This window comes from Bacillus sp. FSL K6-1338, from assembly GCF_038006965.1.
GTDB classification, from domain to species: domain Bacteria; phylum Bacillota; class Bacilli; order Bacillales; family Bacillaceae_G; genus Bacillus_A; species Bacillus_A thuringiensis_S.
The window spans coordinates 4958114-4984456 of record NZ_JBBOWI010000001.1; the positions used below are offsets into that span (position 1 = coordinate 4958114).

A 26343-nucleotide genomic window follows, 5' to 3' on the forward strand; every position below is an offset into this window, starting at 1 on the left:
TTACAAAGAAAAGATTCACAAAATCTTTACATTGTAATTGTTCCTGTAGATTGAAAGTCTCTTGTATAATGCACATAGAAAAACATTATAGGAGGTTCCATTGAAAACTAACAAATACACTTTTCATACATTATTAGAGATTTTTCTCGTCTCATTTAAATTAGGATTTACTTCATTCGGCGGTCCTGTCGCTCATCTCGGCTATTTCCACCACGAATACGTGCAAAAAAGAAAATGGATGGATGAACGAAGCTATGGAGATTTAGTAGCACTATGTCAATTCCTTCCCGGTCCTGCCAGCAGTCAAGTCGGTATGGGGGTTGGATTATTACGGGGCGGGCTATTAGGAGCTATTATTTCATGGATTGGATTCACTTTACCGTCTGTGCTTGTTTTGGTTTTCTTCGCCTCATTCCTTAATCAGTTCGATCTTGGAAGTGCTGGCTGGATTCATGGACTAAAACTTGTAGCAGTCGCTATTGTCGCTCATGCCATATGGGGAATGGCGCGGAAGTTAACTCCAGATCGAAATCGTGCAACGATTGCGATTGTAACTGCCGCAATCGCCTTATTATGGCCAAGTAGTTGGACACAAGTCACCCTCATCATAATATGTGGCTTTATCGGCTGGTTGTTATATCGCAACCAACCAATTAGCCAATCTCAACATATAAAAGTACCTATTTCAAAAAAGATAGCAGTTTCTTGTCTCGTCTTATTCTTTGGACTATTACTACTGCTACCAATATTAAGACCGTTCTCTTATTACATCGCTTTATTTGATAGTTTCTATCGCTCTGGCGCACTTGTATTTGGAGGAGGACATGTCGTGCTGCCTCTTCTTGAAGGTGAGTTCGTACAAAACGGAATGATGACGAAAGAACAGTTCCTAGCTGGATACGGATTAACACAAGCAGTACCAGGACCACTGTTTACATTCGCCTCTTATATAGGAGCAGTGTTAGACGGGACGCTTGGGGCATTACTCGCAACAATTGCAATTTTCTTCCCTGCTTTCTTACTCGTTATTGGTGTTTTACCATTTTGGAACAGCGTGAGAAAAATATCATTCATACAAGGCGCACTACTTGGAGTCAATGCCGCTGTTGTCGGTATTTTACTAGCAGCTTTTTATGATCCTATTTGGACAAGCACAATTATGAACGCTGTAGATTTTGTTTTTGCATCTCTTCTATTTTGCTTGCTCGCTTTTTGGAAAACACCACCTTGGGTTATCGTTATACTCGGGGCATTTGGCGGATATGCTCTATCCATTTTATAAATAAAAAACGACGGCATGATGTAGCCGTCGTTTTTCTATTAAAACTTCACAAGCTCTATTCCTTCTGGTAATTTGCTCTCTGTTAAAATACGCAATTCCTTCACACGATTCATTACGTAAGAAGAACGCTTCACAAGCTCTGGATCAATATAAGCTGGATGAACCATAATTTCTACCGTTTGTTCACCTTGTACTCTTTCTTTTAACTTCACAAAGTAATCTTCCGTCACACCATCCGCATAAAAGTCACTGTAAAACACATCAGAAAATGGGCGCACCGCTCTATCTTCCTCACAACGACGAATCGGAACATTATATGTAGCCGCTAATCTCTCAAGAACATCATGTAAAATCGGTAAACCATGCACATGATGATGACTATCTAAATGAGTTGGTGTTAATCCGTAAGATAGGAATTTCTCAATTTGAGCAGTCCACTCTCTCTCAACTTCTTCTGGATTTATATTTCCTTCCCTTACGACACCTTGTTTATGAAACAATCCATCGCTACTTACAAGTGATGGTACGTCTCCAAGAAGTGGTTCTCCTGCCGTTAATACAAGATGTACTCCTACTCCTAGCGTTTCATACTCTTTGGCTAAGCGTACCGCATGCTCTGTTCCTGGCATATTCATCATCATCGTCGTTGAATTTACAAGTCCGTTTATATGCCCATCAATAATGCCGTAATTTGTACCTTCTGTAAGACCGAAATCATCTGCGTTTACAATTAACTTAATCATCGTAATACCTCCTAATAAAGTGAAACTTTAATCAGTGGGGGGTTTTCTCCCCCCCACTGATTATTAGTTGAACCAATCGGACTTTTATGGGCAGTTGATCCCCCACCTAATTTCTTTGTTTTCGCTGAATTTTGAGGTAGTGGTCTTACTGCCCATTAAAGTGGGATAGAATAAAAAAAGCGGGCTAAATAGCGCCGCTTTTACTTCTCTACCTTTTTGAAGAACTGCGGAAGATATTCTTTATGTGCTTCCAACATTTCATCTAAAATTTGTTTTGCAACTGTATCTGATGGTACAAGTGGATTAATTGTCATAGCAAGCAGCGCTTTATGATAATCACCTGTAACAGCAGCTTCAATTGTTGTGCGCTCAAATGATTTAATTTGCTGTACTAAACCGCGAACTGGTACTGGAAGATCTCCGACCGCAATTGGTTTTGGACCTTCTTTCGTAATAATACAGTTCACTTCAACAGCAGAATCATCTGGTAAGCTTGCAATTGTTCCGTTGTTTCGTGTATTAACAGGCTGGATATCACCTTTATTGTTGTAAATAGACGTAATTAAGCTACATGCTGCGTCACTATAATAAGCGCCGCCACGTTTTTCTAATTGTGGTGGTTTAATATCTAAATTCGGGTCTTTATATAACTCAAATAAATCATTTTCTAATTGTTTTACTACTTCTGCACGTGTACCTTTTTCAACAGAAGCTTCTTTTTCTTCTTCTAACATTTCACGTGTTTTGTAGTAATAACGATGATATGGACATGGAATTGCACGAAGACCGCGAATAAAGTCTGGTTCCCAGTTAAGCGCTGCGATATTTTCCATCGTAATTTGCTTTTCCGGATCTGTTACAAGCTCTAACACACGATCCATTACACTTACGCCATCTAAGTATACATCTAGTCCGTATACCATATGATTTAAACCTGCAAAATCAACGTGGACACGACTTGCATCTACTTCAAGTAATCTTGCAAGACCCATGCGGATTCCGATTGGAACGTTACATAGACCAACTACTCTTTGAATATTTGTATAACGAAGGACAGCTTCTGTTACCATACCAGCTGGGTTCGCAAAGTTAATTAGCCATGCATTCGGACAAAGCTCCTCCATATCTTTACAAATATCTAAAATAACAGGAATCGTTCTCAGTGCTTTGAATAAACCACCAGGACCATTCGTTTCCTGACCGATTACATCATATTTTAATGGGATTGCTTCATCTTTTGCACGTGCTTCTAATAAACCAACGCGAAGTTGTGTTGTTACGAAGTCTGCATCTTTTAATGCCTCACGGCGATCAAGTGTTAAATGTACCTCGATTGGTAAACCAGATTTTTTCACCATACGTTTCGCTAAGTTACCAACAATTTCTAACCTTTCTTTTCCTGCCTCAATATCTACTAACCAAATTTCACGAACAGGAAGCTCATCATAACGTTTAATAAATCCTTCAATTAACTCTGGTGTATAACTAGATCCACCGCCGATTGTAGCAATTTTAATTCCAGTCATGCTTTATTCCCCTTTCGCTTCAAGCTTTTTATAAAGATCGATAAACTCTGCTGCTAATTCTTTCACTGTAATCGCATTCATTAAATGATCTTGTGCGTGAATTAAAAGAACACTAACCTCTGTTTTTTCTCCTCTTGCTTCTGATTGTATGAGCTCTGTTTGGAAATGATGCGCTTCATTAATCGCTTCTTTCGCCTTTACCATCGCTTCATCTGCTTCTACCATTTTCCCCTGTTTGGCAAATTGAAGTGCCTCCATCGCAAAGCTTCGTGCGTTACCACTATTTAAAATCAATTGGAATGGAATTTGTTCTGCTGTAGTCATCATAATTACCGCCCTCTCTATAAGGTTCAACCGATTTAAATACCCCTTCAGTTTGAACATGTCTATTAAAGTATGAATTTGTTAATGATAGTTTAGTGTTCATATAGATGTTTTTCATCTTTTTGAACATGATATAAAGGTAATTGTTCTCACAGGTATCGTTGTCTATGAGAACAATTACTATGTTACATAGGTAAAGAGTTGTTATTTTCTTGTGCTGCTTTCTCAGTACGGATAACTGAACGATCGCATGCGACAACGAATGGGAAGTAAATCGCCATTGCAACAACAAAGTTGAATAATTGTAAAATCGCACCAGAAGGATGTAAACCTGTTACAAGATACCCACTAATAATTGGTGGAACGTTCCATGGAACCATCGCTACTGTTTTTGGTACCCATCCTAAGTAAATTGCTGTATAAGATGTAATAACTAACACAACAGGTGTTAATACGAACGGGATGAATAAAATTGGATTTAATACGATTGGTGTACCAAAGATTACTGGTTCGTTAATGTTAAATGCACCAGGTCCAATTGATAGACGAGATACACCGCGTAATTGTGCACTTTTCGCTACAATTAATACAACTACTAAAAACGCTAATGTTGCACCAGAACCACCAAGATATACGAAAGTATCAAAGAATGGTTTTGTAATAATGTTTGGAACATCAAATGCAGATGTACCATCTTGGAATAACTTAATATTTTTCTCTAATGCTGGTAAATAAAGTGGCTCAATAATACCACCAACAATATTTGGACCATGTAAACCGAAGAACCAAAGTACATGTACTAATAATGCAATAAAGATTGCACTTGGTAACGTACCCGCTAAACCTTGTAATGGAACTTGTAATGTATTAAAGATATACTCATGAACACTTGTACCTGCTAGTTTTACTGCTAATTGAATACTTGCAATACCTGTTAAAATCACAAATGCTGGAACTAAAGCAGCGAAAGATTTCATTACTGCTGGTGGTACACCGTCAGGCATTTTAATTGTAATGTTTCTTTGAACAAAGAAGCGGAATATCTCCGTTACGAGTATGGAGACAATAAGTGAAACGAACAAACCCTGTGCGCCTGTCCAAAGCATATTTATTCCAGCTTCTTTTGGTGTTGTTGGTGTAAGAATAATTAATGCACCAAACGAAATAATACCTGCTGACAATCCATCAACACCGTAAGATTTTGCTAAGTTATAACTTATGGTAACCGCCACCATCAGAGCTAATACCCCGAAGGACCCTGTCCACATACCAGCACCAATTTGTGTCCAAGTTTCACCGAATAAATCTTTCATAAAATTTTGGAATGCTGGAATTGGTAAACCATTAACTAGTACTGCCATCGAACCAACTAAAATAAGTGGCATAACTGCAATAAATCCATCTCGGATCGCAGCTAAGTGACGTTGCGATCCGATTTTACCAGCAATCGGAACCATGTACTTCTCCATAAATGCAATAAACTTTTGCATTTTACTTCCCCCCTAATTATTTTTTAAGTGTTAATGCGTGATCTAAAACTGCTTCTCCATTCATCATGCCGTAGTGCATTGGATTGATAACGTCGATTCCAACGTTTCTCTCGTCAGCAAGCGTTTTCATTGAAGAGAGCATGTAACGAACTTGTGGTCCTAGTAATAATACATCTGCTTGATCGATATTCGTTTTTACTGCATCCCCAGATACAGCCCAAATCTTGCCTTCTAGACCGCGAGCTTTTGCAGCCGCTTCCATTTTTGTAACTAGTAAACTTGTAGACATCCCTGCTGAGCAACATAATAAAATATTCATTTGAAAATCCCCCTTGTGTAGTATAAAAAATTTATGTTTTATTTATTTTTCTTTACGCTATTTATTAATGCAATTAGCATGCCAACTTTTTAAAACCACTAAAATCAGCACTTTTTCGACTGTTTTCTTTGTGTGTTAACGCTTTCAATTAGTGTGTTACTCAAAAAACACACAGTGTGTTATAAAACAACACGCTTTTAACACATAACTGTATGAAAATAGATTAGTGTTTAGTTGTCTAGTTATGCTTAACATAAAAAAACACTAAAAAAATCTTTCATCGTAGAATCTAGTAAAAAAACAACATGCTCTTGAACACACTCTTCTATCTATTGTCTAAGCAAATTCTACTAGATTACATAGAATAGAGTAAAATAACACAATTCGAAAGGAGATTCCTATGCCAAAACATAGAAAACAAAGCAAAATAAAGATTTATAGAATAAAAAGCTATAAAAAAGACAAGCGTTCTGAAGTAGACTCTGACAAATTTGAACTAGAACAGCAGGACAAGCACGATACACAAGACAAACAAGATGAACAGGATAAACAAGTACAATCAGAAAATGTAATTATAGTACCCACAGATTCACACAACTTAGATGTGTGGGATGAAATTTCTCTAAAGGAAATACAAGCTGGTGAACATACAAATTTATTTAAAGAAAAGAGTAATTATCAAAATATTAATTTAGTCCAAGTAAACGATATTCGCTTATACTTGGACAAGCAACTACAATTCAGCTCCGTCGATGAGCAAATTTATCATGAAGCACTTGTACATCCAATTATGTCAAAAGTAATTGATCCAAAACGTGTTCTCATATTAGGCGGTGGCGATGGTCTTGCCCTGCGAGAAGTTTTAAAATATGAAACTGTACTACATGTAGACCTTGTTGACTTAGATGGATCGATGATTGATATGGCTCGTAATGTTCCAGAATTAGTTTCTTTAAACAAAAGTGCATTTTTTGATAATCGTGTAAATACACACGTATGCGATGCAAAAGAGTTTTTAAGCTCTCCTTCCTCTTTATACGATGTAATCATTATTGATTTCCCAGACCCAGCGACAGAGTTGTTAAGTACTTTATATACAAGCGAACTTTTTGCTCGTATAGCTACATTCTTAACAGAAGATGGCGCATTCGTCTGCCAATCTAATTCACCTGCTGATGCACCTCTAGTATACTGGAGCATCGGTAATACAATTGAACATGCTGGACTAACTGTGAAAAGTTATCATACAATCGTTCCTTCTTTTGGAACTGACTGGGGATTTCATATCGCTGCTAATTCTGCCTATGTACTAGATCAAATTGAACAATTATATGTAGTACCAACTCCTCGAACCTTGCCTGCTCTTCTTTTTCCTTTATTTCAATTTAAAGAAGAACATCTAGAACAACGCAACCTCGCTCTTTTAAATTCAGAATCGAACCTTATCCTACATCAATGCTACAAACAGGAAATGAAGTTTTGACGATATTATAGTAAGGAGTGTTGCCTATGGAATATTCTACTTTTGGCAAGCATATAATAGTAGATTTATGGGGAGTAGATTTTTCTCTACTAGATGATACGCACTTTTTAGAATATCATTTAGTTACAGCTGCAGATTGCTCTGGTGCCCATGTTTTAAACGTAAGTAAAAAAGAATTCCAGCCATATGGTGTTACTGTATTAGTGTTATTATCAGAAAGCCATCTTTCCATTCACACTTACCCGGAACAAAATTTTGCAGCTATTGACTGTTATACTTGCGGTACAACCGTTGAACCACAAATTGCGATTGATTATATCGTAAATATATTAAAACCGGAGCGGATGCATATAAAAAGATTAATTCGTGGTATAGGAGAAATTGTTACTGCCGATTAATTATAACTCTTACTCATCCGGAAAAAGGAGGATTGTAAATACCATCAGTGGGATGAACATTCCACTGATGGTACAGGCATATACATAAAGTGAAACTTTAATTAGTGGGGGTTTTGTTCATCTCCCACTAATTATTAGTTGAACCAATCGGGCCTTTACAGACAGTTAAGCTCCCTCCTAACTTCCTTGCTCCAGCCACATTTTGAGGTGGGAGTTTTACTGCCCGTTAATGCGGGATAAAAAAACCTTGCATAAGTAAGGTTCATTCATCCACCGACATCTTCCTATATAACTCTACAAACTCACTCGCTAATTCTTTCACTGTAATTGCATTCATTAAATGATCTTGCGCGTGTACCATTAAAAGAGTAACTTCGGTCTTTTCGCCACCAGCCTCTTTCTGTATAAGCTCCGTTTGTACACGGTGCGCCTCTTTTAATTCCTCTAGCGCTTCTTGTAATTTAGCTTCTGCTTCTGTAAACTCCCCACGCTTCGCACAATCAATTGCTTCCATTGAACAACTTCTCGCGTTTCCTCCATGCAAAATTAAATGAAAAGCTTTCGTCTCTATCGTATCCATTTTACTTCTTTACTCCCCCTTTTCTTCTGCTACTTTTTGTTTATCCCATATTTTTAAGAACGGTAAATAAATGAAGAATGCAAGCGCAAAGTTGACGAGTTGTAAAACAACACCTGAAATTTTCCCACCCGATCCTAAATATCCACTGAAAAGAATAGGTGTCGTCCAAGGTACAGCCGCCCCACTCGGACGTGCGACCCATCCCCATTCCATTGCAAAGTAAGAAACAATTGTTAACACAACTGGAACCAATATAAATGGAATTAATAAAATTGGGTTCATTACAATTGGCATACCAAAAGTTACCATCTCATTAATATTAAATATACCAGGCGCGATTGACAATCTCCCTAAACTTTTTAATTGTTGACTTCGTGCAAATAGTAACATTCCGACAACTAGAGCCAGCGTTGCACCAGAACCGCCCATATAAATCCATAAATCAAAAAACTGTGCCGTAATGGTATTTGGTACATCTTGCCCAGCTTGAAAAGCAACTCGATTTTGATCCATTAAAGACAACCAAACAGGGCTCATTACACCACCAACAATAGTAGCACCATGAATTCCACACGACCAAAGAACATGAACGAGAATAACTGCTATTATTGCGCCCCAAAGACTAGCACCAAGTACACTAAGTGGTTCCTGTAAAATTTGTCCTACAATATTATGGATACTGCCAAAAGAAGTATTTTCTATAATTAAGCGTAAAATCCAAATAACTGTTACAACAATAAAACCTGGAACAAGTGCCGCAAATGAACGCGTGACAGCTGGTGGAACTGTCTCTGGCATCTTTATAATTATCTTTTTTTGTACAATAAACCGATAAAGTTCAGTAGATATAAGTGCAATAATCATTGCTACAAATAACCCTTGGCTTCCCATTAATGCAGCTGGGATAGCGCCTTCTACAAGTACACTCTCTTTTGTACTTGGTATAATATATGCAACTTGAAATGGAGTCGCAAGTAAAAACGTCACAAGCGACAATGCCCCGGATGCTAAAGCATCCACTTTATAATACTCTCCAAGCCTGTAAGCGATTCCAAAAACAGCTATTAAAGCCATTATATTAAAAGTTGCACTAACTGGATACCCTAAAGCTCTCTGCCAATTCTCACCAAACAAACCTGCCATAAACTCGTTATATCCCGGTATCGGCAGTGCACTAATAATGAGGAAAAACGATCCAATAATTAAGAAAGGCATCGTTAAAATAATTCCATCTCGAATTGCTTGTAAATGCCTCTGCTCTGCAACCTTCCCTGCCACCGGCATCACATACTTCTCTAAAAACCGTATCATCTATCCCACTCTCCTCATGGTTTCATTGACAAAGCTGCTTGCAAGATAGCTTCTCCATTACAAAGTCCGTAATGGACGGATTGAATAACATCAACAGGTACCCCTTTCTCCTTACATAATTCTTTCATTTTCGGTAATAAATAACGTACTTGCGGTCCAAGTAAAAGGACATCAGCTTTATCAATATGACTATTCACTTCAGAACCTGATACTGCCCAGATTTTCACTTCTATCCCTCTTGCCTCTGCTGCTTTCTCCATCTTTGTAACAATCAAACTGGAAGACATTCCCGCTGCACAGCAAAGCAAAATATTCATTCCGCTTCCCTCCCCCTTTTTCTAAACCTAAGTTATGGTGCATCCCTTGCCACCACTAGGTTACAAATATATATGTCTAGATTTCCTGCTGTATGCCGAGCTTAAAAACAAAAATTTCTTGGTTTTCACGCTATTCCATTTATCCGTATTCTCCTAGTAAAGAGGACTCTAACTCGCTATAATGATTCAGTATGATTTTTTAATTGATAGGAGGATATATTTATGAAGGCATATCGCTTTCCACTTATTTTATTATCTTCTATCCTAATTGGTGGTTTCATTGGTTATTTCATGGGTGCCGATGCAGTTGCTTTAAAGCCGCTTGGTGATATTTTCTTAAACTTAATGTTTACGATTGTTGTACCTCTAGTGTTCTTTAGCATCGCATCGTCTATTGCTAATATGGATGGATTAAAACGTTTCGGTAAAATTATGTCTAGTATGGCTGGGACTTTCTTATTTACAAGTATTTTAGCTGCTATTTTTATGATTATTGTCGTGAAAGTATTCCCGCCAGCACAAGGTGTTGTACTAGAACTAACACAACCTGACAAAGCCGGCAAAGCTGTTAGTGTTGCAGATCAAATCGTCGGTATTTTAACAGTATCTGACTTCTCGAAGTTACTATCTCGTGAAAATATGTTAGCTCTTATTTTCTTCTCTATCTTAATGGGGATTGCAACTTCAGCAGTTGGCGAAAAAGGAAAGCCATTCGCTACATTCCTACAAGCTGGTGCAGAAATTTCAATGAAAGTTGTATCTTTCATTATGTACTACGCTCCAATCGGACTTGCTGCTTACTTCGCAGCATTAGTTGGTGAATTCGGACCACAACTTCTTGGAACTTACTTCCGAGCAGCAATGGTATACTATCCAGCTTCTCTTATCTACTTCTTTGTATTCTTCACGTTCTATGCATACCTTGCAGGTCGCAAACAAGGTGTACAAGTATTTTGGAAGAACATGGTCTCTCCTACAGTTACATCACTTGCAACTTGTAGTAGTGCCGCAAGTATTCCAGCGAACTTAGAAGCAACGAAGAAAATGGGTATTTCTTCAGACGTTCGTGAAACAGTTGTCCTTCTTGGATCTACACTTCATAAAGATGGATCTGTTTTAGGCGGCGTATTAAAAATTGCTTTCTTATTCGGTATTTTCAACATGGAATTCGAAGGACCGAAAACATTAGCAATCGCACTTGTTGTTTCTTTATTAGTAGGAACAGTAATGGGTGCTATTCCAGGCGGTGGTATGATTGGTGAAATGTTAATCGTATCTCTATACGGTTTCCCGCCAGAAGCATTGCCAATTATTGCAGCAATTAGTACAATCATTGATCCACCTGCAACGATGTTAAACGTAACAGCAGATAACGCTTGTGCGGTAATGACAGCTCGCCTTGTAGAAGGTAAGAATTGGATCAAAAACAAATTTGCTTAATAGATAGAAAGAGGATGCTCGTTTAGAGCATCCTCTTTTTGTCGTTATTTGTTAATAAGTTGATATCTCCTCTCGCCACAAATTTGTTACAATCTTCACAAATATTCCACATCCATTATCCATTCTCCGTACTATAATCATGTATGGAAAAGGAGATGGAAATAATGACTCAAAGCGCACCAGAATTTAAAGTTTTGCAAAGCATTGCATTTCTCGCTGTTGTTTTGCAAAGTTCCTTATTATATACAATGAATCAAGGAAATGTCTTACTTGAGCAATCTCTCATTATGGGCATGCTATTCAACCTTGCAAAATTCTCAGCACCAGCATTCATATTTATCGTTGGATTTCACTTAATTCGGCACTATACGAAGCAATTAGTATATAAAGAATATATTTCTGAAAAAGCGACACACTTACTCATTCCTTATTTCTTTTGGTCTATTCTTTACCTATTAACAACAAACGATCTTATTACGTTACAAAGTGGAATAAAAAGTTTATTACTCGGAACAGCCGCGCCCCATCTTTGGTACGTTATTATGATGTTCCAAATTCACTTATTGTTCCCTTTACTATGCACACTTTTTTATTGGTTTCAAAAACGAACAGAAAATAAAAAAGACATATATAAATATATGACCTTTTTCGCGTGCCTATATTTTCTATTAATGTGGTTCTCTTCTCACTATATTTTTAATGGAGAAAAATTAACAAGTTCAACAATTTTACATTATACAGATCGATCATTTCTATTCTACTCATTCTATTTCGTTATGGGTGGCATTGCCGCTGTAGCACTAAAAACTTGGCGTCTATTCGTCATGAAACATATCCCGCTTATAACAATATTATTTTTCATCTTATTTTTATTCATCAATTATGAGTTGTTTAGTTTTCACGGAGCAAACTCTATTCATTTAACTGTTTCTACCTATTTAAAACCATCTATGTTTTTATATATCGTATGCGAAATTATCATACTGTATATGTTATCTATTATGATAGTACAGCGTCGTGGTTTCTTATATAAAACGTTACGTTTCATTGGAAATTACACGTATGGTGCTTATTTAGCTCACTTATTCTTCTTGCAACTATGCACAAAGTTTCTTTCTTTATTCACACTGCAAGAAAATACTATATTATATAGCCTATTACTATTTGTGTTAACGGCTATTATCTCTATTTCAACAATGGTCATTTGTAGCACAATACCATTTCATACTTGGATTACAGGGCCTTCTCCTACAACAAAGATGAAATGGACGAAGGTTGTATTCCGAAAAAATCATAAAAAACTATTCAAGCCATATATTTGATATAATGATACGCATATAAAAAGAAAGCGAGAGACACCTATGATTAATCAAGTTGGACAAATTATGCTATATGTAAATAACCAAGACGAAACAGTACAATTTTGGACAGAAAAAGTAGGGTTCCAAATCATTGCGGAAGAAAATAACGGAAACGGATTCCGCTGGATTGAAATTGCACCGGCGAAAGAAACAGGAACAAGCATCGTCCTTCACGATAAAGCGTTAATCGCGAAGATGCAACCTGAATTAAACTTAGGTACTCCTTCACTTATGTTCTTCTCAAATGACTTAGACCGTCTATATAAAGATCTTTCAGAGAAAAATGTCACAGTTGGACAGGTTGTAGATTTACCTACTGGTAGAGCATTCAACTTTGCTGATAATGAAAATAATTACTTTGCAGTAATGGAACGTAAATAAAAAATAAGCTATCCGAAAAAATCGGATAGCTTATTTCATTTTAAGAAACTTGTTCTGCATTCGTTTCTTTATGCTGTATATGGCTCGTGATCCAAGCAATTCCACCGGCAACAACGAGATAACATAACAATATTAAAATTTGCATTTGTAATTGCGACCAATCTCCTAAAGAGATAACATCTTGTAATCCTCTAAGAGAATGGGACATTGGGAGAAACTGTCCAATTTTGCTAAGCACAGCTATGTTTAATTCTCCTGGGAAAGTACCTCCACTCGTCGCTAATTGCAGGACAAGAAGCGTTACCGCTAAGAACTTTCCAACAAGACCAAATACTGTTACTAACATAAGAATAAATGTCATGAACGTAAAGGAAATAACAATACTTGATAAAACAAAAAGTGGCACACTGGCAACTTCTAGTTTCATAACACCTAGCACAACTACATCTACGAGTAGCGCTTGAATAAGTCCAATTAAATATACCAATCCTAATTTATTAATAAAATGTACCGTTCCGCTTACCTTCATATTTTGTCTGCGGCCAAGAGGTAAAATATTCGATGCCATAATTCCGCCAACATAAAATGCAAGTGATAAGAAATATGGTGCAATGCCTGAACCGTAGTTAGGAACGTCAGAAACTGTTGACTTCACTAACTGAACTGGCTCTGAGAACATCGTATTGCGTGCATCATCATTACGGACATCCGCTATCTTCTCTGCGCCCTCTCCCAATTTCGTAGAAAGTTCTTTCGCACCATCATCAAGTTTAACAAGTCCATTTGTTAATTTACTAGCACCGTTATTCAGCTCCGTTCCACCACTCGCAAGCTGATTTACACCTTCTTGTACTGTTGTAAATCCATTTCCCCACTTCGTAAATCCATCAGCTAAATTCGATGCACCATCTGCTACCTTTTTCGTTCCAGCAGTAGCTTCATTTAACTTAACTCCGAATGTATTCATGCCTTCTTCAATCTTATGTTGACCCTCAGTAAGCTTCTTCGCTCCTTGTGTCAATTGTTGTTGGCTATTATTTAAAGTACTTGTTGCTTTAGCTAGTCCATTAGACGTAGCAACAATTTTTTGAAAAGCGGGATCTTGCTGCACTTCTGGATGATTTTTCACGTACTCTTCTAATTGTTGTTTTACACTATTAGCTGCACCATCCGCTTTTACTTGGCCTTCAGCAAGCTTCTCACTTCCACTCACCCATTCATTTGTACCAGCACTTAATTCACTAACTCCTGATTGTAACGTTTTTTCACCTTGTGCTAATAACTCCATACCACTATGAAGTGATGTCACTCCTTGACTCAGCTCATTTGCCCCCCCGGTTAAAGCAGATTGACTGGATGCAAGCTTTTCACTTCCCTCTTTCAATTTCGATGTCCCATCACTTAAACGATCAATACCATCCGCAAGCTGATTCGCTCCATTTTTTGCATCGGTCGTTCCTTCATGTAACTTCTCAGCCCCATTACTTGCATCACTCAATCCTTGTGCCAAATCTTGAAACTTTGAAAAGACACCCTCTGTATAAGATTTCGTAATACTATTTGAGATTTTTGTTTTCATATTTTCAACAGCTGTCGTTCCAATTTGAGCTGCTACAAAGTTTTTACCTGGATTTACTTTGTACTGTAACTTTGCTGGCTCTGGTTTCTCATCCATAAGTGTACTTACCTTTTTAGAGAAATTCTCTGGAATCGTAACAACCATATAATATTTATCTTCTTTTAACCCTTCATCAGCATTTTTTTCTGATACGAAATGAAAAGCCAGTTCCTTATTCTCTTTTAAATTTTTAACAAAATCGTCTCCTGCATGAATTGTTTTTTCATCCATCACAGCACCCTTATCTAAATTCACAACTGCAACAGGTAATTTATCTAATTTTCCGTACGGATCCCAATATCCAGCCAAGAAGAATCCTGAATAAATTAACGGAACGATTAATAAAAAAATTAAAGCGATACGTCCATGTTTATGGTGCCACATCGCTTTCCAATCTTTAAATATAAGTTGAATTCCTTTCATGAAACATACTCCTTCTCCTAATTTCACACCATTACAATGGTTTAACAGATTTACTATACACGTCACTTTCCATACTGTATAATACATCTTTAATTATCAATTCATTCCTTTTGGTCTATAGAAAGGAGATTCGAAATGGAACTGCTCCAGTTAAAATACTTTCAGACAGTTGCACGACTAGAACATATGACAAAGGCAGCTGAAGAATTGCATATCGCGCAACCTTCACTCAGCAAAACAATCGCTAGACTCGAAAAGGATTTAGGCGTCCCTTTATTTGATCGCCAAGGCCGACAGATTACTTTAAATTCTTTCGGAAAAGTATTTTTAAAACGGGTAGAACGTATTTTTCATGAATTAAGTGAAGGGGAACGAGAAATTAAAGATTTAGCCGAATTACAACAAGGCTCTATTACAATGGCCGTTTCTATTCCAAGAATATTACCAGAACTACTAGGTTCTTTTTTACGAGAACATCCTAATGTTCGATTCCAGCAATTTCTTGCGTCTACTCCTTCTATGAAACGACAACTGGAAAATATGGAAATTGACTTTTGTCTTTCCTCTGTACCAGTTGAAGGAGAAGAAATTGTTTGGGAACCACTTATTACAGAAGAAATTTTCTTAGTCGTTCCTTCAGGCCATCGGTTATCAAACCGCGAAAGTATCCACCTGCATGAAGTAAAAGACGAACCGTTTATTAGTATGAATACTGGCTATGGATTTCGGCACTTAACGGATGAATTTTGTAAAGAAGCTGGTTTCACTCCGCATATTGCTTTTGAAGTAGATGAACCGACAGTGATTAGCGACCTCATTAAGCAAGGTCTCGGCATCGCTTTTGTTCCAAATTTAACTTTATTAAAAAACTCTACTTTAGCAGCAAACAAGTTGCGTATTATTGAACCCGCTTGTAAGCGAACCATCGGATTAAGTTGGTCAAAAAAGCGATACTTATCAAAAACAGCTCAGCAATTCCGTGAATTCGTGATTGACTACTTCTCTAATATTAGGACGCAAAATTATATCAACCAATAAAAGGTGCCACCCTCATATGGTGGCACCTTTTATTGGTCACTCTTTTTTAATTCCATTTCAGCTAAAAGTGGTAGTACATTATCAAAAATATGCGTATTATTATTTTCACCTGTTACATATCCACCATAATATCTACTAAATACGTTGTCATTTCGGAATGTGGACATATGATCATACAATTCCTTCGCAAACTTTGTATCACCTGTTTGTAGTACGTACAAAATCGTTAGTCCATACGCGGCTGGCGATTCATAATTCACAGTTTGTTTTCCCGTTTCTAAATTGTAACGACCGTATAGCTTTCCATCCTCCTGGAATCTCTTCTTTATAAATTCCAAATAAGCAGCTGATGAAAGACCACCTAAACTTCGATGATATGCAACGTATGATTGGTCAATAAGATTCACTTCTTTATCGTACTTAAATGTACCATCTTCTTTATATTCTTTTGGGAATGCCCAGCCATGCCTTGGATAATCCGCTAAAAATTGAACAATTTCCTGATATTGCTGAGCAGAAACTTTACCGTACTTCTTCATATAAGAGAATGCACGCGGATTTATGTATGATGTTGTTACAAAATTATTTTGTTTCCCTGCATCTGCATCATAATAATCAACATAATAATTATCTTTTTTATTATAACGAAGTACAGCATCACTTAATTGATCGGCAAGGTTTTTATAACGCTCTTCCTTATACATTTCATAAGCACGATATAATTGTTCTATAATACGAAGATCATCTATAAGTGCATTTGTAGCTGACTGCCTCTCTCCCTTTTCAGAGAGTTTCCATAAAACGATATGATTCTTATATACGAAATTATCTTGAATAACCTTTACTTGCTCATCAAATAACGCCTGGTCATCTTTATCAAGTGTATATTGTAACCATAATCCCGCCGATTCTGATAAAGCTTCACGTCCCTTCGCTTCACCCGTACCTGCCTTAGTATCTACTAAACGATACGTGGCAAGCGTTCCATTTTCATTCACCATATGTCTTAAAATAAAATTTTCTGTACGGTTTCCTTGTAAAGCTGACCAAAATACAATTCCACCTAAAGCGATTAAGAAGATAACTCCAATCCCTATATATAAACGTTTCCGCAATCTTTTCACCTCCCTAGTAAGGCTAACCTTAATTTTATCAGAACATACATAAATTTAAAAAAGACAATCTATTAGATTGTCTCCCCCATTTCTATCCCCCACAAACCTCTTTAGAAGGTTTATATAGCGATTGTACAAGTCGATCATATTCACGACGTGTAATTTCTTTATTATATAGCTTCAATAATAAATCTCTATGCTCTTTTGAAAATGCCATCTTTTTAATGACTTCAGGATACATAAAACACCCTCTCCATTTCACATAAACTTCTTTTTCGAAAAACAGAACTTATGTTCGCATAAAAGATTATAAAAGATTCCTGCGCAAAAAACAAACAAAATATAAGCAACTACTTATTTCTTTCTATTCAAAATATTACAACATTATATTATTATATTCACTTTTTAAATACATATATATTTTTGGTAGTTTTTTTGAATAAATCTTCCAATTCAATCAGAAAATAATGGCAAAAAAGAAGAGGAGTTTACATATGGATACGGTAACATTAGCAAGAGCATTTTTTGGTTCTTCATTAGCATTCCACATTATCTTTGCAACACTTGGCGTTGGACTTTCATTGATGATTTTTATAAGCGAAATACTCTATCACTGGAAGAAAGACTCCGACTATGCCATTATGGCGAAAAGATGGACAAAGGCGTTTGCTATTCTTCTCGGTGTAGCAATTCCAACTGGAACAATTGTCGGTGTGCAAATCTCACTTCTTTGGCCTGGTTTTGCCAAAATTGTTGGGCAAGTTATTTCTGTTCCCTTCCAAATTGAGATTTTTGCCTTCTTTTTGGAGGCTTTATTCATGTCGATTTACGTATATGCAGCCGATAAACTTCCTCCATTTATGAGATTAATCTCGCTATTTTTCGTCATGCTTGGTGCCACGGCATCCGCCGTTCTTATTACATCAGCAAATACATGGATGAATACACCAGCAGGATTTTCAATGAATCCAGATGGATCTGTTTTTAACGTTGATCCTTGGAAAGCTTTCTTTAATCCGAGTTTTGGCACAAGTGCATTCCATGTCGTTATTACGGCTTATGCAACTGGTGCGGCTGTCATTGCTTCTATCGCTGGATTTAAATTATTGAAGAAAAATTTAAGTACACGTGAAATTGCTTATCATAAAAAGGGGCTACTATTAGGGCTTGTCGTGACATTTATTACAGGCGCTACGATGTGGCTTTCAGGGCACGAATCGGCAATCGCCCTACATAAACACTCACCTGAAAAACTTGCATCTGCTGAAGCTTTATTTGAAACGACATCACACGCACCGCTATCCATTGGCGGGATTGTGGATCCTAATACGCTTGAACTAAACTATGCACTTGAAATTCCAAACATGCTTAGCTTATTAGTGGGACTAGACCCTAGCACTGTCGTAAAAGGTCTAAATGAATTCCCACAAGAAACATGGCCACCATTTTATACACATACACTGTTCAACTTAATGGTCGGCACTGCTGCGTTTACCTTTGCAGTTGCAGCAATTGCTCTCTTATATTGGTACTTTGTTTACCGAAAAAAGGGGACAGAACTACCGAAGTGGCTACTTTGGGGGGCTGCCGCATGCGGACCAATTATGATGCTCGGTATTGAATTCGGATGGATTTTCAGTTGTAGCGGTCGTCAGCCATGGACAATTTATGGTATGCAACGTACAGTCGATGCTTCTACTCGCGCTGATTTCGTCGGTCCTTTATTTGTTTTATTCATCATTTTATATATTGGACTCGCTATTTTAACAGTCTTTGTTCTACGGACATTCTTTAGAAGACATCCATTAAAGAATGATTTACAACACCAAGGAGGCGATTCTCGTGCATGAGGAAAGTATTGCAATCATCATCTTATGGGCCCTTATTTTCGTATACAGTATATTAGGGTCCATCGATTTTGGAGCTGGTTTTTGGGGCATGGTATACGCAAAACATCCAACGCTCGCTGCCAAACTTGCCAATCGGTACTTATCACCAACTTGGGAAGTAACAAATACGTTTCTCGTTTTCGTCGTTGTCGCATTTCTCGGCTTCTTTCCGAAAGCGGCCTTTACTCTTGCAACCGTTATGTTCGTACCAGTTATGTTAATTTTAGTACTCGTTGCAGTACGTAGTACATTTATGGTATTTGCTTACTCCTTGCCAAAATACCAGTACCTTCTTCGGGTTATTTCAGGTATTACTGGTCTCTTAATTCCAGCACTATTAATTACCGTTTTACCCGTTACAGAGGGAGCGTATATTACAATGTCTGAAGGAAGAGAAGTACTCCTGTATGGAAAACTTCTTTCTAGCCCGGTTATCTATTGTTATATGCTCTTCGGACTAACGTCTGAACTATTTCTCTCCTCTCTCTTTCTTGCTGATTTTGCGAGAGAGCAAGGTTCAGAAGATGCATACAAACTTTATAGAAGGAATGCCATCATACTTGGCCCTGCAACACTTGTTACGGCGATTATCGCTCTCGTTGTAATGGATCCAGAAACACATTGGCTTATGCAAGGATTAATAAAGCAATTCCCATGGTTTACAGTTTCTATTGTTCTATTCGTTATCGGATACTCGTCCCTTTGGTGGACAAACAAGAAGTATAACACACTAGGATTCCCTCGCATTGCTGTTTTAGCTGTCGTCGCTCAATATGCATTTGCAAGCTATGCTTACGGGGTCGCGCATTTACCGTATATTATTTACCCTGACGTAACTGTATTTACAAGCTTTACAACGAAAGAAACGTTCTATGCACTGCTCATTCTATACGCAATTGGGATTGCAATTTTATTACCAGGATTTATTTTCTTCTGGAATTTATTCTTGAAGGATCGTACTTTTTTGAAGGAAAAATAATATAGCCTTGGAGTCTGTTCCAAAAGGTATTTTGGGATAGACTCCTCTTGTTATATTTTGTCGTTAAGTCGATATATTTTAAAAATTTCTGATATAAATCTCATTTCCTACCTTACTGCCCAATCGATTTATAGACTCCTATCACAATAGTTATTTCACTACTAGTGACACTTGTCCTTTAGCATGAAAAACACATATTCGCTTCATCTCGTTATACGTCTAGTTCTTCTTATTTTTTGCTGAATATACTACCAATATAAACTTGAGACAAGCTACATCTGTTTAAGGGAAAATAGAAAGGTAGGCAAAATATGAGCATTGAAATATGGATTACTATTATTGTATTCTTCTTAACAATGATTGTTATCTTTTGGCGGCCTCGAGGTTTAAATGAGGCGTGGCCAGCAGCAATCGGTGCTGGCATTATCCTAATTACTGGACTTGTGTCAAAACCAGACGTCATAGATATTGTTAGTAAAATAGGAGGAGCCTCCATAACAATATTAGCGACTATTGTTATGGCAGTTATATTAGAAAGCTTCGGCTTCTTCCATTGGTCCGCAGCGAAACTAGCAAATTTAGCAAAAGGGTCCGGTCACCGTTTATACTGGTATATTCAATTACTATGTTTTCTTATGACTCTTTTATTTAATAACGACGGCAGTATTTTAATTACAACTCCAATTTTAATTCTTCTTCTAAAAAACCTTCAATTAAAACCACATCAACAAATTCCTTATTTATTAAGTGGCGCTTTAATCGCTACTGCGTCTAGTGCACCAATTGGTGTAAGTAATATCGTAAACTTAATTGCATTAAATATCGTTAATATGACTCTTTATATGCATACTGCTATGATGTTTGTACCTGCAACATTAGGCTTATTATTTATGTCATGGCTCATGTATACAGTTTTGAAGAAAAAACTTCCGAAAAAATTACCTGTTTCTTCATATGATATTGAAGAAATTTTTTTCACGAAAAACTTCCATCCACTAAAAGGAAATAATTCTGTTGATACGAAACAAAAACGGACAAGATTCATGTTAAAAGTATTAGGTTTTGTCTTCCTTATGCGCTGTCTTCTATTCGTTGCATCCTTCTTATCCATACCAATTGAAATCGTTGCGGTACTCGGTTCACTCGTTCTTCTCATTTGGAGATGGTACTACTTACGAACAAATCCTGTCGACATTTTGAAAAAGACACCGTGGCACATTTTAATTTTCGCCTTCTCTATGTACGTCATTATTTACGGACTCCACAACGCAGGATTAACAGCTGCACTTGTACAATGGCTCGAGCCAGTTGTGAATCAGCATCTACTCTATGCTAGCTTTGCGATGGGCGGACTTGTATCCATCCTCTCTAACGTCTTCAATAACCATCCTGCCCTTATGATTGGTACGATCACATTAACAGAAATGGGACTAGATCCAGTCACATTAAAAACAATCTATCTCGCAAACATCATTGGTAGTGACATCGGTTCACTATTACTACCAATTGGTACGCTAGCTTCACTCATTTGGATGTATATTCTGAAACAAAACAAAATTAAAGTAAAATGGAAAGACTATTTAAGTGTATCCCTTATCGTTATCCCGCTCACAACAGTCGTCACACTATTCCTCTTATTCTACTGGGTACACCTCTTCTTTGCCTTATAAAGTGAAACTTTAATCAGTGGGGGTTTTGTTCATCCCCCACTGATTATTAGCCCTAACCAATCGGGCTTTTACGGGCAGCCCGACCCCGACCTAACTTCTTTGCTTCCGCTGAATTTTGAGGTGGGGGTCTTACTGCCCACAAATAGCGGGATAAACAACAGAATCCCCATTTGCTACCGTCTTAGCAAATGGGGATTCTTCTATAATAAAGTTAGGTACTACAGTGTGATCAATCAAGTAAAGAGGTGTAACGTGTTATTGATATAAATGACTACCAGCTTCTTTAAATTCTTCTGCTTTCTCTTTCATTCCTTTTTCAATTGCTTCTGTCGTTTCTAAATCATTTTCTTTTGCATATTCACGAATATCATGTGAAATTCTCATACTACAAAACTTCGGTCCACACATTGAACAGAAGTGAGCTGTCTTTGCCCCTTCTGCAGGCAACGTTTCATCGTGATATTCCATCGCACGTTCAGGATCTAAAGATAGATTAAATTGATCGCGCCAACGGAATTCGAAGCGTGCTTTTGAAAGTGCATCATCACGCTGATGAGCCGTTTTATGTCCTTTCGCAAGATCAGCCGCATGCGCTGCAATTTTGTACGTAATAACACCCGTGCGTACATCATCTTTATTCGGTAAACCTAAATGTTCTTTCGGCGTTACATAACAAAGCATCGCCGTTCCAAACCAACCGATCATCGCAGCTCCAATCGCCGATGTAATATGGTCATAACCTGGTGCAATATCTGTCGTTAGTGGCCCAAGTGTGTAAAACGGCGCGCCCTGACAAATATCAAGCTCTTTCTCCATATTTTCTTTAATTAAGTGCATCGGTACGTGTCCAGGTCCTTCGATCATAACTTGCACATCATGTTTCCAAGCAATTTTGGTTAATTCACCAAGTGTTTCAAGCTCAGAAAACTGTGCTTCATCATTTGCATCTGCAATAGACCCTGGACGTAATCCATCTCCAAGAGAGAACGAAACATCGTACTGTTTCATAATTTCACAAATCTCTTCAAAATGAGTATATAGGAAGTTTTCTTTATGATGGAATAAACACCACTGCGCCATAATCGAACCACCGCGTGAAACGATACCTGTCGTACGCTTTGCCGTGATTGGAATGTAACGAAGCAATACACCAGCGTGAATCGTAAAGTAATCAACGCCTTGCTCCGCCTGCTCAATTAACGTATCACGATATACTTCCCACGTTAAATCTTCTGCAATTCCGTTTACTTTTTCCAGCGCTTGATAGATTGGTACAGTTCCAACTGGTACAGGCGCGTTACGAATAATCCACTCACGCGTCGTATGAATATTTTTACCTGTAGATAAATCCATAATCGTATCTGCACCCCAGCGAGTAGCCCACGTCATCTTCTCTACTTCTTCTGCAATAGAAGAAGATACAGCAGAGTTTCCGATATTTGCATTGACCTTCACATGGAAGTTACGCCCGATAATCATCGGTTCAGCTTCTGGATGATTAATATTCGCTGGTAAAATAGCACGGCCTTCTGCGATTTCCTTACGAACAAACTCCGGCTCTACCCCTTCACGAATCGCAACGTATTCCATCTCAGACGTAATAATGCCATTACGCGCATAGTGCATTTGCGTAACATTTGCACCTTGCTTTGCTCTAAGCGGCTTACGATCCATTTGCGGGAAAACAGGTGTATGTTTCGAAGCCACTTTCACACCGTCATCCTCTGGTTTTACTTCACGCCCTTCGTATGCTTCTACATCACCACGCCCCATAATCCAGGAGTGGCGCGGCGTTGGAATGCCTTTTTCCAGCTCGACCTTATACGCAGGATCTGTATAAGGACCGCTCGTATCATACACACGGATTGGTGGATTTGGGACGCCATTCGTTTCGCTTTGTTCAATCTCACGCATCGGCACTTTCATACCTTCTCGTGGTCCATCCACATATACTTTCTTACTCCCTGGTAAACTCGATTTCAATTCAATTTGCTCAGCTGAAACAGATTGTTTCATAAATTTTGTTGCCCCCCTGTTCGTGACAAGGACAAGATATGGCCAGCGCATGCCAAAATAAAAAGAGCCAGGTCCATAAAAAAATAAGGACCTGGCTCATAAAGACATCATTATGTAAAGCCGTTAACTTCCCTACGCTGGTACGAGCCAGATCAGGTCCAAAGGGTTAAGAAGTTCACGCGCTTCTCTCTCAGCCTACGCATACGTTAGGCACCCCTAGTTTATCACTGATTTAATTTTCAATACTTTCCCATCATACACTATAATCTGAAAAATTCAAAGTTTATTTCTTTTGTTTTTTATGGAATCATCCACGTTAAATAATATGCCTGTACATACGTCATAATACCAACAATAATTACGAAGAATAAACTATGCTTCACTGTAAAACGGAACAAATCCGATTCTTTTCCAGCAAGACCAACTGCTGCACAAGCGATGGCAATCGACTGCGGGGAAATCATTTTACCTGTTACACCGCCTGTTGTATTTGCTGCAACGAGAAGCACTTCAGATACGCCGACTTGCTGCGCTGTAATGGCTTGTAAATTTGAGAACAGTGCATTCGCAGACGTATCAGACCCTGTTAGGAATACGCCAATCCAGCCTAAGAATGGTGAGAAGAACGGGAATAGTCCGCCTGTTCCAGCTAATGCTAACGCTAACGTAGAAGATAGGCCAGAATAGTTTGCGATAAATGCAAACCCTAGTACAAATCCGATAGATAGAATTGGCATTTTTAATTCGTTTAACGTTTCTTTAAATGTCACTACTGCATCTTTTACATTCATTTTCAAAATAAACATGGAAATGATACAAGCAATTAAAATCGCTGTTCCAGTTGCCGATAATACATCAAACTTTAGAATTGCCTCGTAAGGCGTTGGTTTATTTACAATTGGCTCTGCTTTCATTACTAGATTATGCAGACCTGGAATTTCAAACTTAAATACAAGACTTTCTAAAGCCCCTCCTGGAGCAAATAATGCCTTAAAGAAATTTTGGCTCCAAATGACTACCATAACCGTTAATACGATAAATGGGGACCATGCCTTCACTACTTTTCCAAACGTTAATTTCGGCATCGATGCTGCTGTCGTTGTTGCTGCTACCTCATTATTTGCTTGCCCGGATTGATAAATTTCTTTCGGCTGCCAAACTTTTAAGAACAGTGCTAAACTCACTAAACTTACAAGTGCTGACGTAATATCCGGAAGTTCCGGTCCTAAGAACGTCGCTGTAATGAACTGCGTAATCGCAAATGAACTACCTGCTACAAGTAACGCAGGCCACGTTTGTCTTACCCCTTTAAATCCATCCATTAAAAATACGATAAAGAATGGAACAAATAATGATAGGAACGGTAATTGATGCCCAGCCATTTGTCCAATTTTATGTGGATCAATACCTGTTACTTGTCCAGCAACTGTAATCGGAATTCCCATCGCTCCGAACGCCACTGGTGCAGTATTTGCAATTAAACAAAAACCTGCTGCGTATAAAGGATTTAACCCAAGACCAGCAAGAAGCGCTGCTGTAATCGCTACTGGCGCTCCAAACCCTGCCGCTCCTTCTAAAAATGCTCCGAATGAAAATCCAATTAAAATAACGAGTAAACGATGATCGTTCGTAATCGATAATACCGATGCACGAATCACATCGAATTGACCTGTTTTTACAGAAATTTTATATAAAAATACCGACATAATGATAATCCAAGCAATTGGCCATAACCCGTACAAAAAACCGTACCCGGTTGCTGCCATTGCCATCGTGAACGGCATTTTATAAGCGAATAATGCTACTAAAACTGTAAGTACAACTGTAATAAATCCTGCCACATACCCCTTCATGCGAAAAACCGCCAAAGCTAAGAAAAAAAAGATAATCGGAATAAGTGCTACTGCTGCTGAAATCCAAATATTACCGAACGGATCATAAACTTGTGTCCATGTGTTCATTGTCCTCTCCCCCTAAAGAATCCCCTTTTAAATAAATACAATCTTATCAATAGACTATCAGGTCATCATACCTTTAAGCCTAAAAATAAAAAACGTTTAAGAAAACGTTTTCAACAACTTCCATTTATACTGTACCATAACAATTTCCATTAAAAAAGATTTTTTTGAAAATTTTATCATTTAACAAAAAAATCTTACAAAATCGTCATGTTCTTGTAATGTTCATCGATAGAAAGCTTAACTAAATTATTGCATAATAATAGTATAACAACAGACATTATTCATGAGGTGATATATATGAACGGAAATAAAATATTAGCTGCGTTATCATACTTTAGTGTACTATTTGCCCCTATCTTATTCCCTATTATCGTTTGGATTGTAGGAGACGCTGAAACAAAGCCACACGCAAAACGTGCTCTATGGACACACATCATTCCAAGTATCGCTACATTTATCGGCTTAACCATTTTAGGAATTATGGGCATAGGATCTGACCAACCAGATGTAACACTTGGAATTGGAGCAATGATTGTCTTAGCTATTTGCGGAATCATCAGCTTATACTACTTCATCTGGAACATTGTAAAAGGAATTAAAGTACTGAAAGCTTAATTTTAAACAAACGTTTGTTTAAAAAAGGACCCTTGCAAATTGCAAGGGTCCTTTTCCCGATTAG

Annotated in this window: 24 protein-coding genes and 1 riboswitch; of the genes, 11 read left to right on the forward strand and 13 right to left on the reverse strand. The window is 37.7% G+C overall.

The genetic code is table 11. The annotated features are described in order from the left end of the window. Positions 1–100: 100 nt before the first annotated feature. Positions 101–1282, forward strand: coding sequence for a chromate transporter (locus NZ044_RS25610; RefSeq protein ID WP_000856212.1), 1182 nt, complete (start codon positions 101–103; stop codon positions 1280–1282). 38 nt (positions 1283–1320) lie between these two features. Here NZ044_RS25610 and chbG read toward each other — a convergent pair whose 3' ends face one another. The 5 genes from chbG to NZ044_RS25635 form a co-directional block, all read right to left on the reverse strand. Then, positions 1321–2025, reverse strand: a complete 705-nt coding sequence (gene chbG / locus NZ044_RS25615; RefSeq protein WP_079246176.1) for a chitin disaccharide deacetylase — start codon at positions 2023–2025, stop codon at positions 1321–1323. 200 nt (positions 2026–2225) lie between these two features. Continuing rightward, positions 2226–3551, reverse strand: coding sequence for a 6-phospho-beta-glucosidase (celF, locus tag NZ044_RS25620; RefSeq protein WP_340950031.1), 1326 nt, complete (start codon positions 3549–3551; stop codon positions 2226–2228). A gap of 3 nt (positions 3552–3554) precedes the next feature. After that, on the reverse strand, positions 3555–3878 hold the full coding sequence (locus NZ044_RS25625) for a PTS lactose/cellobiose transporter subunit IIA (protein WP_000989059.1): 324 nt from the start codon (positions 3876–3878) through the stop codon (positions 3555–3557). Positions 3879–4060: 182 nt separating this feature from the next. Continuing rightward, a complete protein-coding gene (gene celB / locus NZ044_RS25630; protein ID WP_063676126.1) occupies positions 4061–5365 on the reverse strand; it encodes a PTS cellobiose transporter subunit IIC in 1305 nt (434 codons plus the stop codon). Between the two features lie 16 nt (positions 5366–5381). Continuing rightward, positions 5382–5684 carry a PTS sugar transporter subunit IIB gene (locus NZ044_RS25635; protein WP_001023569.1) on the reverse strand — a complete coding sequence of 101 codons (303 nt, stop codon included), beginning with the start codon at positions 5682–5684 and terminating at the stop codon, positions 5382–5384. Positions 5685–6084: 400 nt separating this feature from the next. Here NZ044_RS25635 and NZ044_RS25640 point away from each other — a divergent pair, with 400 nt between their 5' ends. Beyond that, on the forward strand, positions 6085–7167 hold the full coding sequence (locus NZ044_RS25640) for a polyamine aminopropyltransferase (RefSeq protein ID WP_001123950.1): 1083 nt from the start codon (positions 6085–6087) through the stop codon (positions 7165–7167). 26 nt (positions 7168–7193) lie between these two features. Then, the gene (speD, locus tag NZ044_RS25645) at positions 7194–7565 is read left to right on the forward strand and encodes an adenosylmethionine decarboxylase (RefSeq protein ID WP_000456838.1); all 372 of its coding nucleotides are present in this window, start codon (positions 7194–7196) and stop codon (positions 7563–7565) included. A 262-nt stretch (positions 7566–7827) separates the two neighbouring features. Here speD and NZ044_RS25650 read toward each other — a convergent pair whose 3' ends face one another. Genes NZ044_RS25650 through NZ044_RS25660 form a run of 3 tightly spaced genes read right to left on the reverse strand, consistent with a single transcriptional unit; the run spans position 7828 to position 9773 of the window. Continuing rightward, a complete protein-coding gene (locus NZ044_RS25650) occupies positions 7828–8145 on the reverse strand; it encodes a PTS lactose/cellobiose transporter subunit IIA (protein WP_000379645.1) in 318 nt (105 codons plus the stop codon). A gap of 9 nt (positions 8146–8154) precedes the next feature. Then, positions 8155–9456, reverse strand: coding sequence for a PTS cellobiose transporter subunit IIC (celB, locus tag NZ044_RS25655; protein WP_000617788.1), 1302 nt, complete (start codon positions 9454–9456; stop codon positions 8155–8157). Between the two features lie 14 nt (positions 9457–9470). Further along, on the reverse strand, positions 9471–9773 hold the full coding sequence (locus tag NZ044_RS25660) for a PTS sugar transporter subunit IIB (RefSeq protein WP_001023546.1): 303 nt from the start codon (positions 9771–9773) through the stop codon (positions 9471–9473). A gap of 222 nt (positions 9774–9995) precedes the next feature. On the opposite strand from NZ044_RS25660, the gene NZ044_RS25665 reads away from it, so the two are divergent. The 3 genes from NZ044_RS25665 (at position 9996) to NZ044_RS25675 (ending at position 12955) form a co-directional block, all read left to right on the forward strand. Then, a complete protein-coding gene (locus NZ044_RS25665) occupies positions 9996–11213 on the forward strand; it encodes a dicarboxylate/amino acid:cation symporter (RefSeq protein WP_000649376.1) in 1218 nt (405 codons plus the stop codon). A gap of 164 nt (positions 11214–11377) precedes the next feature. Further along, positions 11378–12535 (forward strand): acyltransferase, encoded by a 1158-nt coding sequence (locus tag NZ044_RS25670; protein ID WP_000194338.1) that lies wholly within the window; start codon positions 11378–11380, stop codon positions 12533–12535. A 39-nt stretch (positions 12536–12574) separates the two neighbouring features. Continuing rightward, positions 12575–12955, forward strand: coding sequence for a VOC family protein (locus tag NZ044_RS25675; protein WP_017763762.1), 381 nt, complete (start codon positions 12575–12577; stop codon positions 12953–12955). A gap of 40 nt (positions 12956–12995) precedes the next feature. On the opposite strand, the gene NZ044_RS25680 is transcribed toward NZ044_RS25675, so the two are convergent. After that, the gene (locus NZ044_RS25680; RefSeq protein WP_000676322.1) at positions 12996–14996 is read right to left on the reverse strand and encodes a YhgE/Pip domain-containing protein; all 2001 of its coding nucleotides are present in this window, start codon (positions 14994–14996) and stop codon (positions 12996–12998) included. A gap of 135 nt (positions 14997–15131) precedes the next feature. Here NZ044_RS25680 and NZ044_RS25685 point away from each other — a divergent pair, with 135 nt between their 5' ends. Beyond that, on the forward strand, positions 15132–16034 hold the full coding sequence (locus NZ044_RS25685; RefSeq protein ID WP_000421919.1) for a LysR family transcriptional regulator: 903 nt from the start codon (positions 15132–15134) through the stop codon (positions 16032–16034). Between the two features lie 29 nt (positions 16035–16063). Here the strand turns inward: NZ044_RS25685 and NZ044_RS25690 are convergent, their stop codons facing one another. Together NZ044_RS25690 and NZ044_RS25695 are read right to left on the reverse strand one after the other, a co-directional pair. Beyond that, positions 16064–17149, reverse strand: coding sequence for a hypothetical protein (locus tag NZ044_RS25690; protein ID WP_001231674.1), 1086 nt, complete (start codon positions 17147–17149; stop codon positions 16064–16066). Between the two features lie 91 nt (positions 17150–17240). After that, the gene (locus NZ044_RS25695; protein ID WP_000283180.1) at positions 17241–17390 is read right to left on the reverse strand and encodes a hypothetical protein; all 150 of its coding nucleotides are present in this window, start codon (positions 17388–17390) and stop codon (positions 17241–17243) included. Positions 17391–17643: 253 nt separating this feature from the next. Between NZ044_RS25695 and cydA the strand changes: the two genes are divergently transcribed. The 3 genes from cydA to NZ044_RS25710 all read left to right on the forward strand — a co-directional run bounded on the left by cydA (position 17644) and on the right by NZ044_RS25710 (position 21687). Then, on the forward strand, positions 17644–18999 hold the full coding sequence (gene cydA, locus NZ044_RS25700) for a cytochrome ubiquinol oxidase subunit I (protein WP_000381974.1): 1356 nt from the start codon (positions 17644–17646) through the stop codon (positions 18997–18999). Next, entirely contained in the window at positions 18992–20017 is a 1026-nt protein-coding gene (locus tag NZ044_RS25705) for a cytochrome d ubiquinol oxidase subunit II (RefSeq protein WP_000544189.1), read from the forward strand. The genes cydA and NZ044_RS25705 overlap by 8 nt, the downstream gene beginning before the upstream one ends. Before the next feature lie 311 nt (positions 20018–20328). Next, positions 20329–21687: an arsenic transporter gene (locus tag NZ044_RS25710; protein ID WP_000021125.1), complete on the forward strand. Its 1359-nt coding sequence runs from the start codon at positions 20329–20331 to the stop codon at positions 21685–21687. 255 nt (positions 21688–21942) lie between these two features. Here the strand turns inward: NZ044_RS25710 and thiC are convergent, their stop codons facing one another. Together thiC and lldP are read right to left on the reverse strand one after the other, a co-directional pair. Beyond that, positions 21943–23703, reverse strand: a complete 1761-nt coding sequence (gene thiC, locus NZ044_RS25715; protein ID WP_000814477.1) for a phosphomethylpyrimidine synthase ThiC — start codon at positions 23701–23703, stop codon at positions 21943–21945. A 112-nt stretch (positions 23704–23815) separates the two neighbouring features. Continuing rightward, positions 23816–23931: riboswitch (TPP riboswitch) on the reverse strand. A gap of 71 nt (positions 23932–24002) precedes the next feature. Then, positions 24003–25664 carry an L-lactate permease gene (gene lldP, locus NZ044_RS25720; protein WP_098505608.1) on the reverse strand — a complete coding sequence of 554 codons (1662 nt, stop codon included), beginning with the start codon at positions 25662–25664 and terminating at the stop codon, positions 24003–24005. 297 nt (positions 25665–25961) lie between these two features. Between lldP and NZ044_RS25725 the strand changes: the two genes are divergently transcribed. Further along, the gene (locus NZ044_RS25725; RefSeq protein WP_001014091.1) at positions 25962–26279 is read left to right on the forward strand and encodes a DUF4870 domain-containing protein; all 318 of its coding nucleotides are present in this window, start codon (positions 25962–25964) and stop codon (positions 26277–26279) included. Positions 26280–26343: the final 64 nt, after the last annotated feature.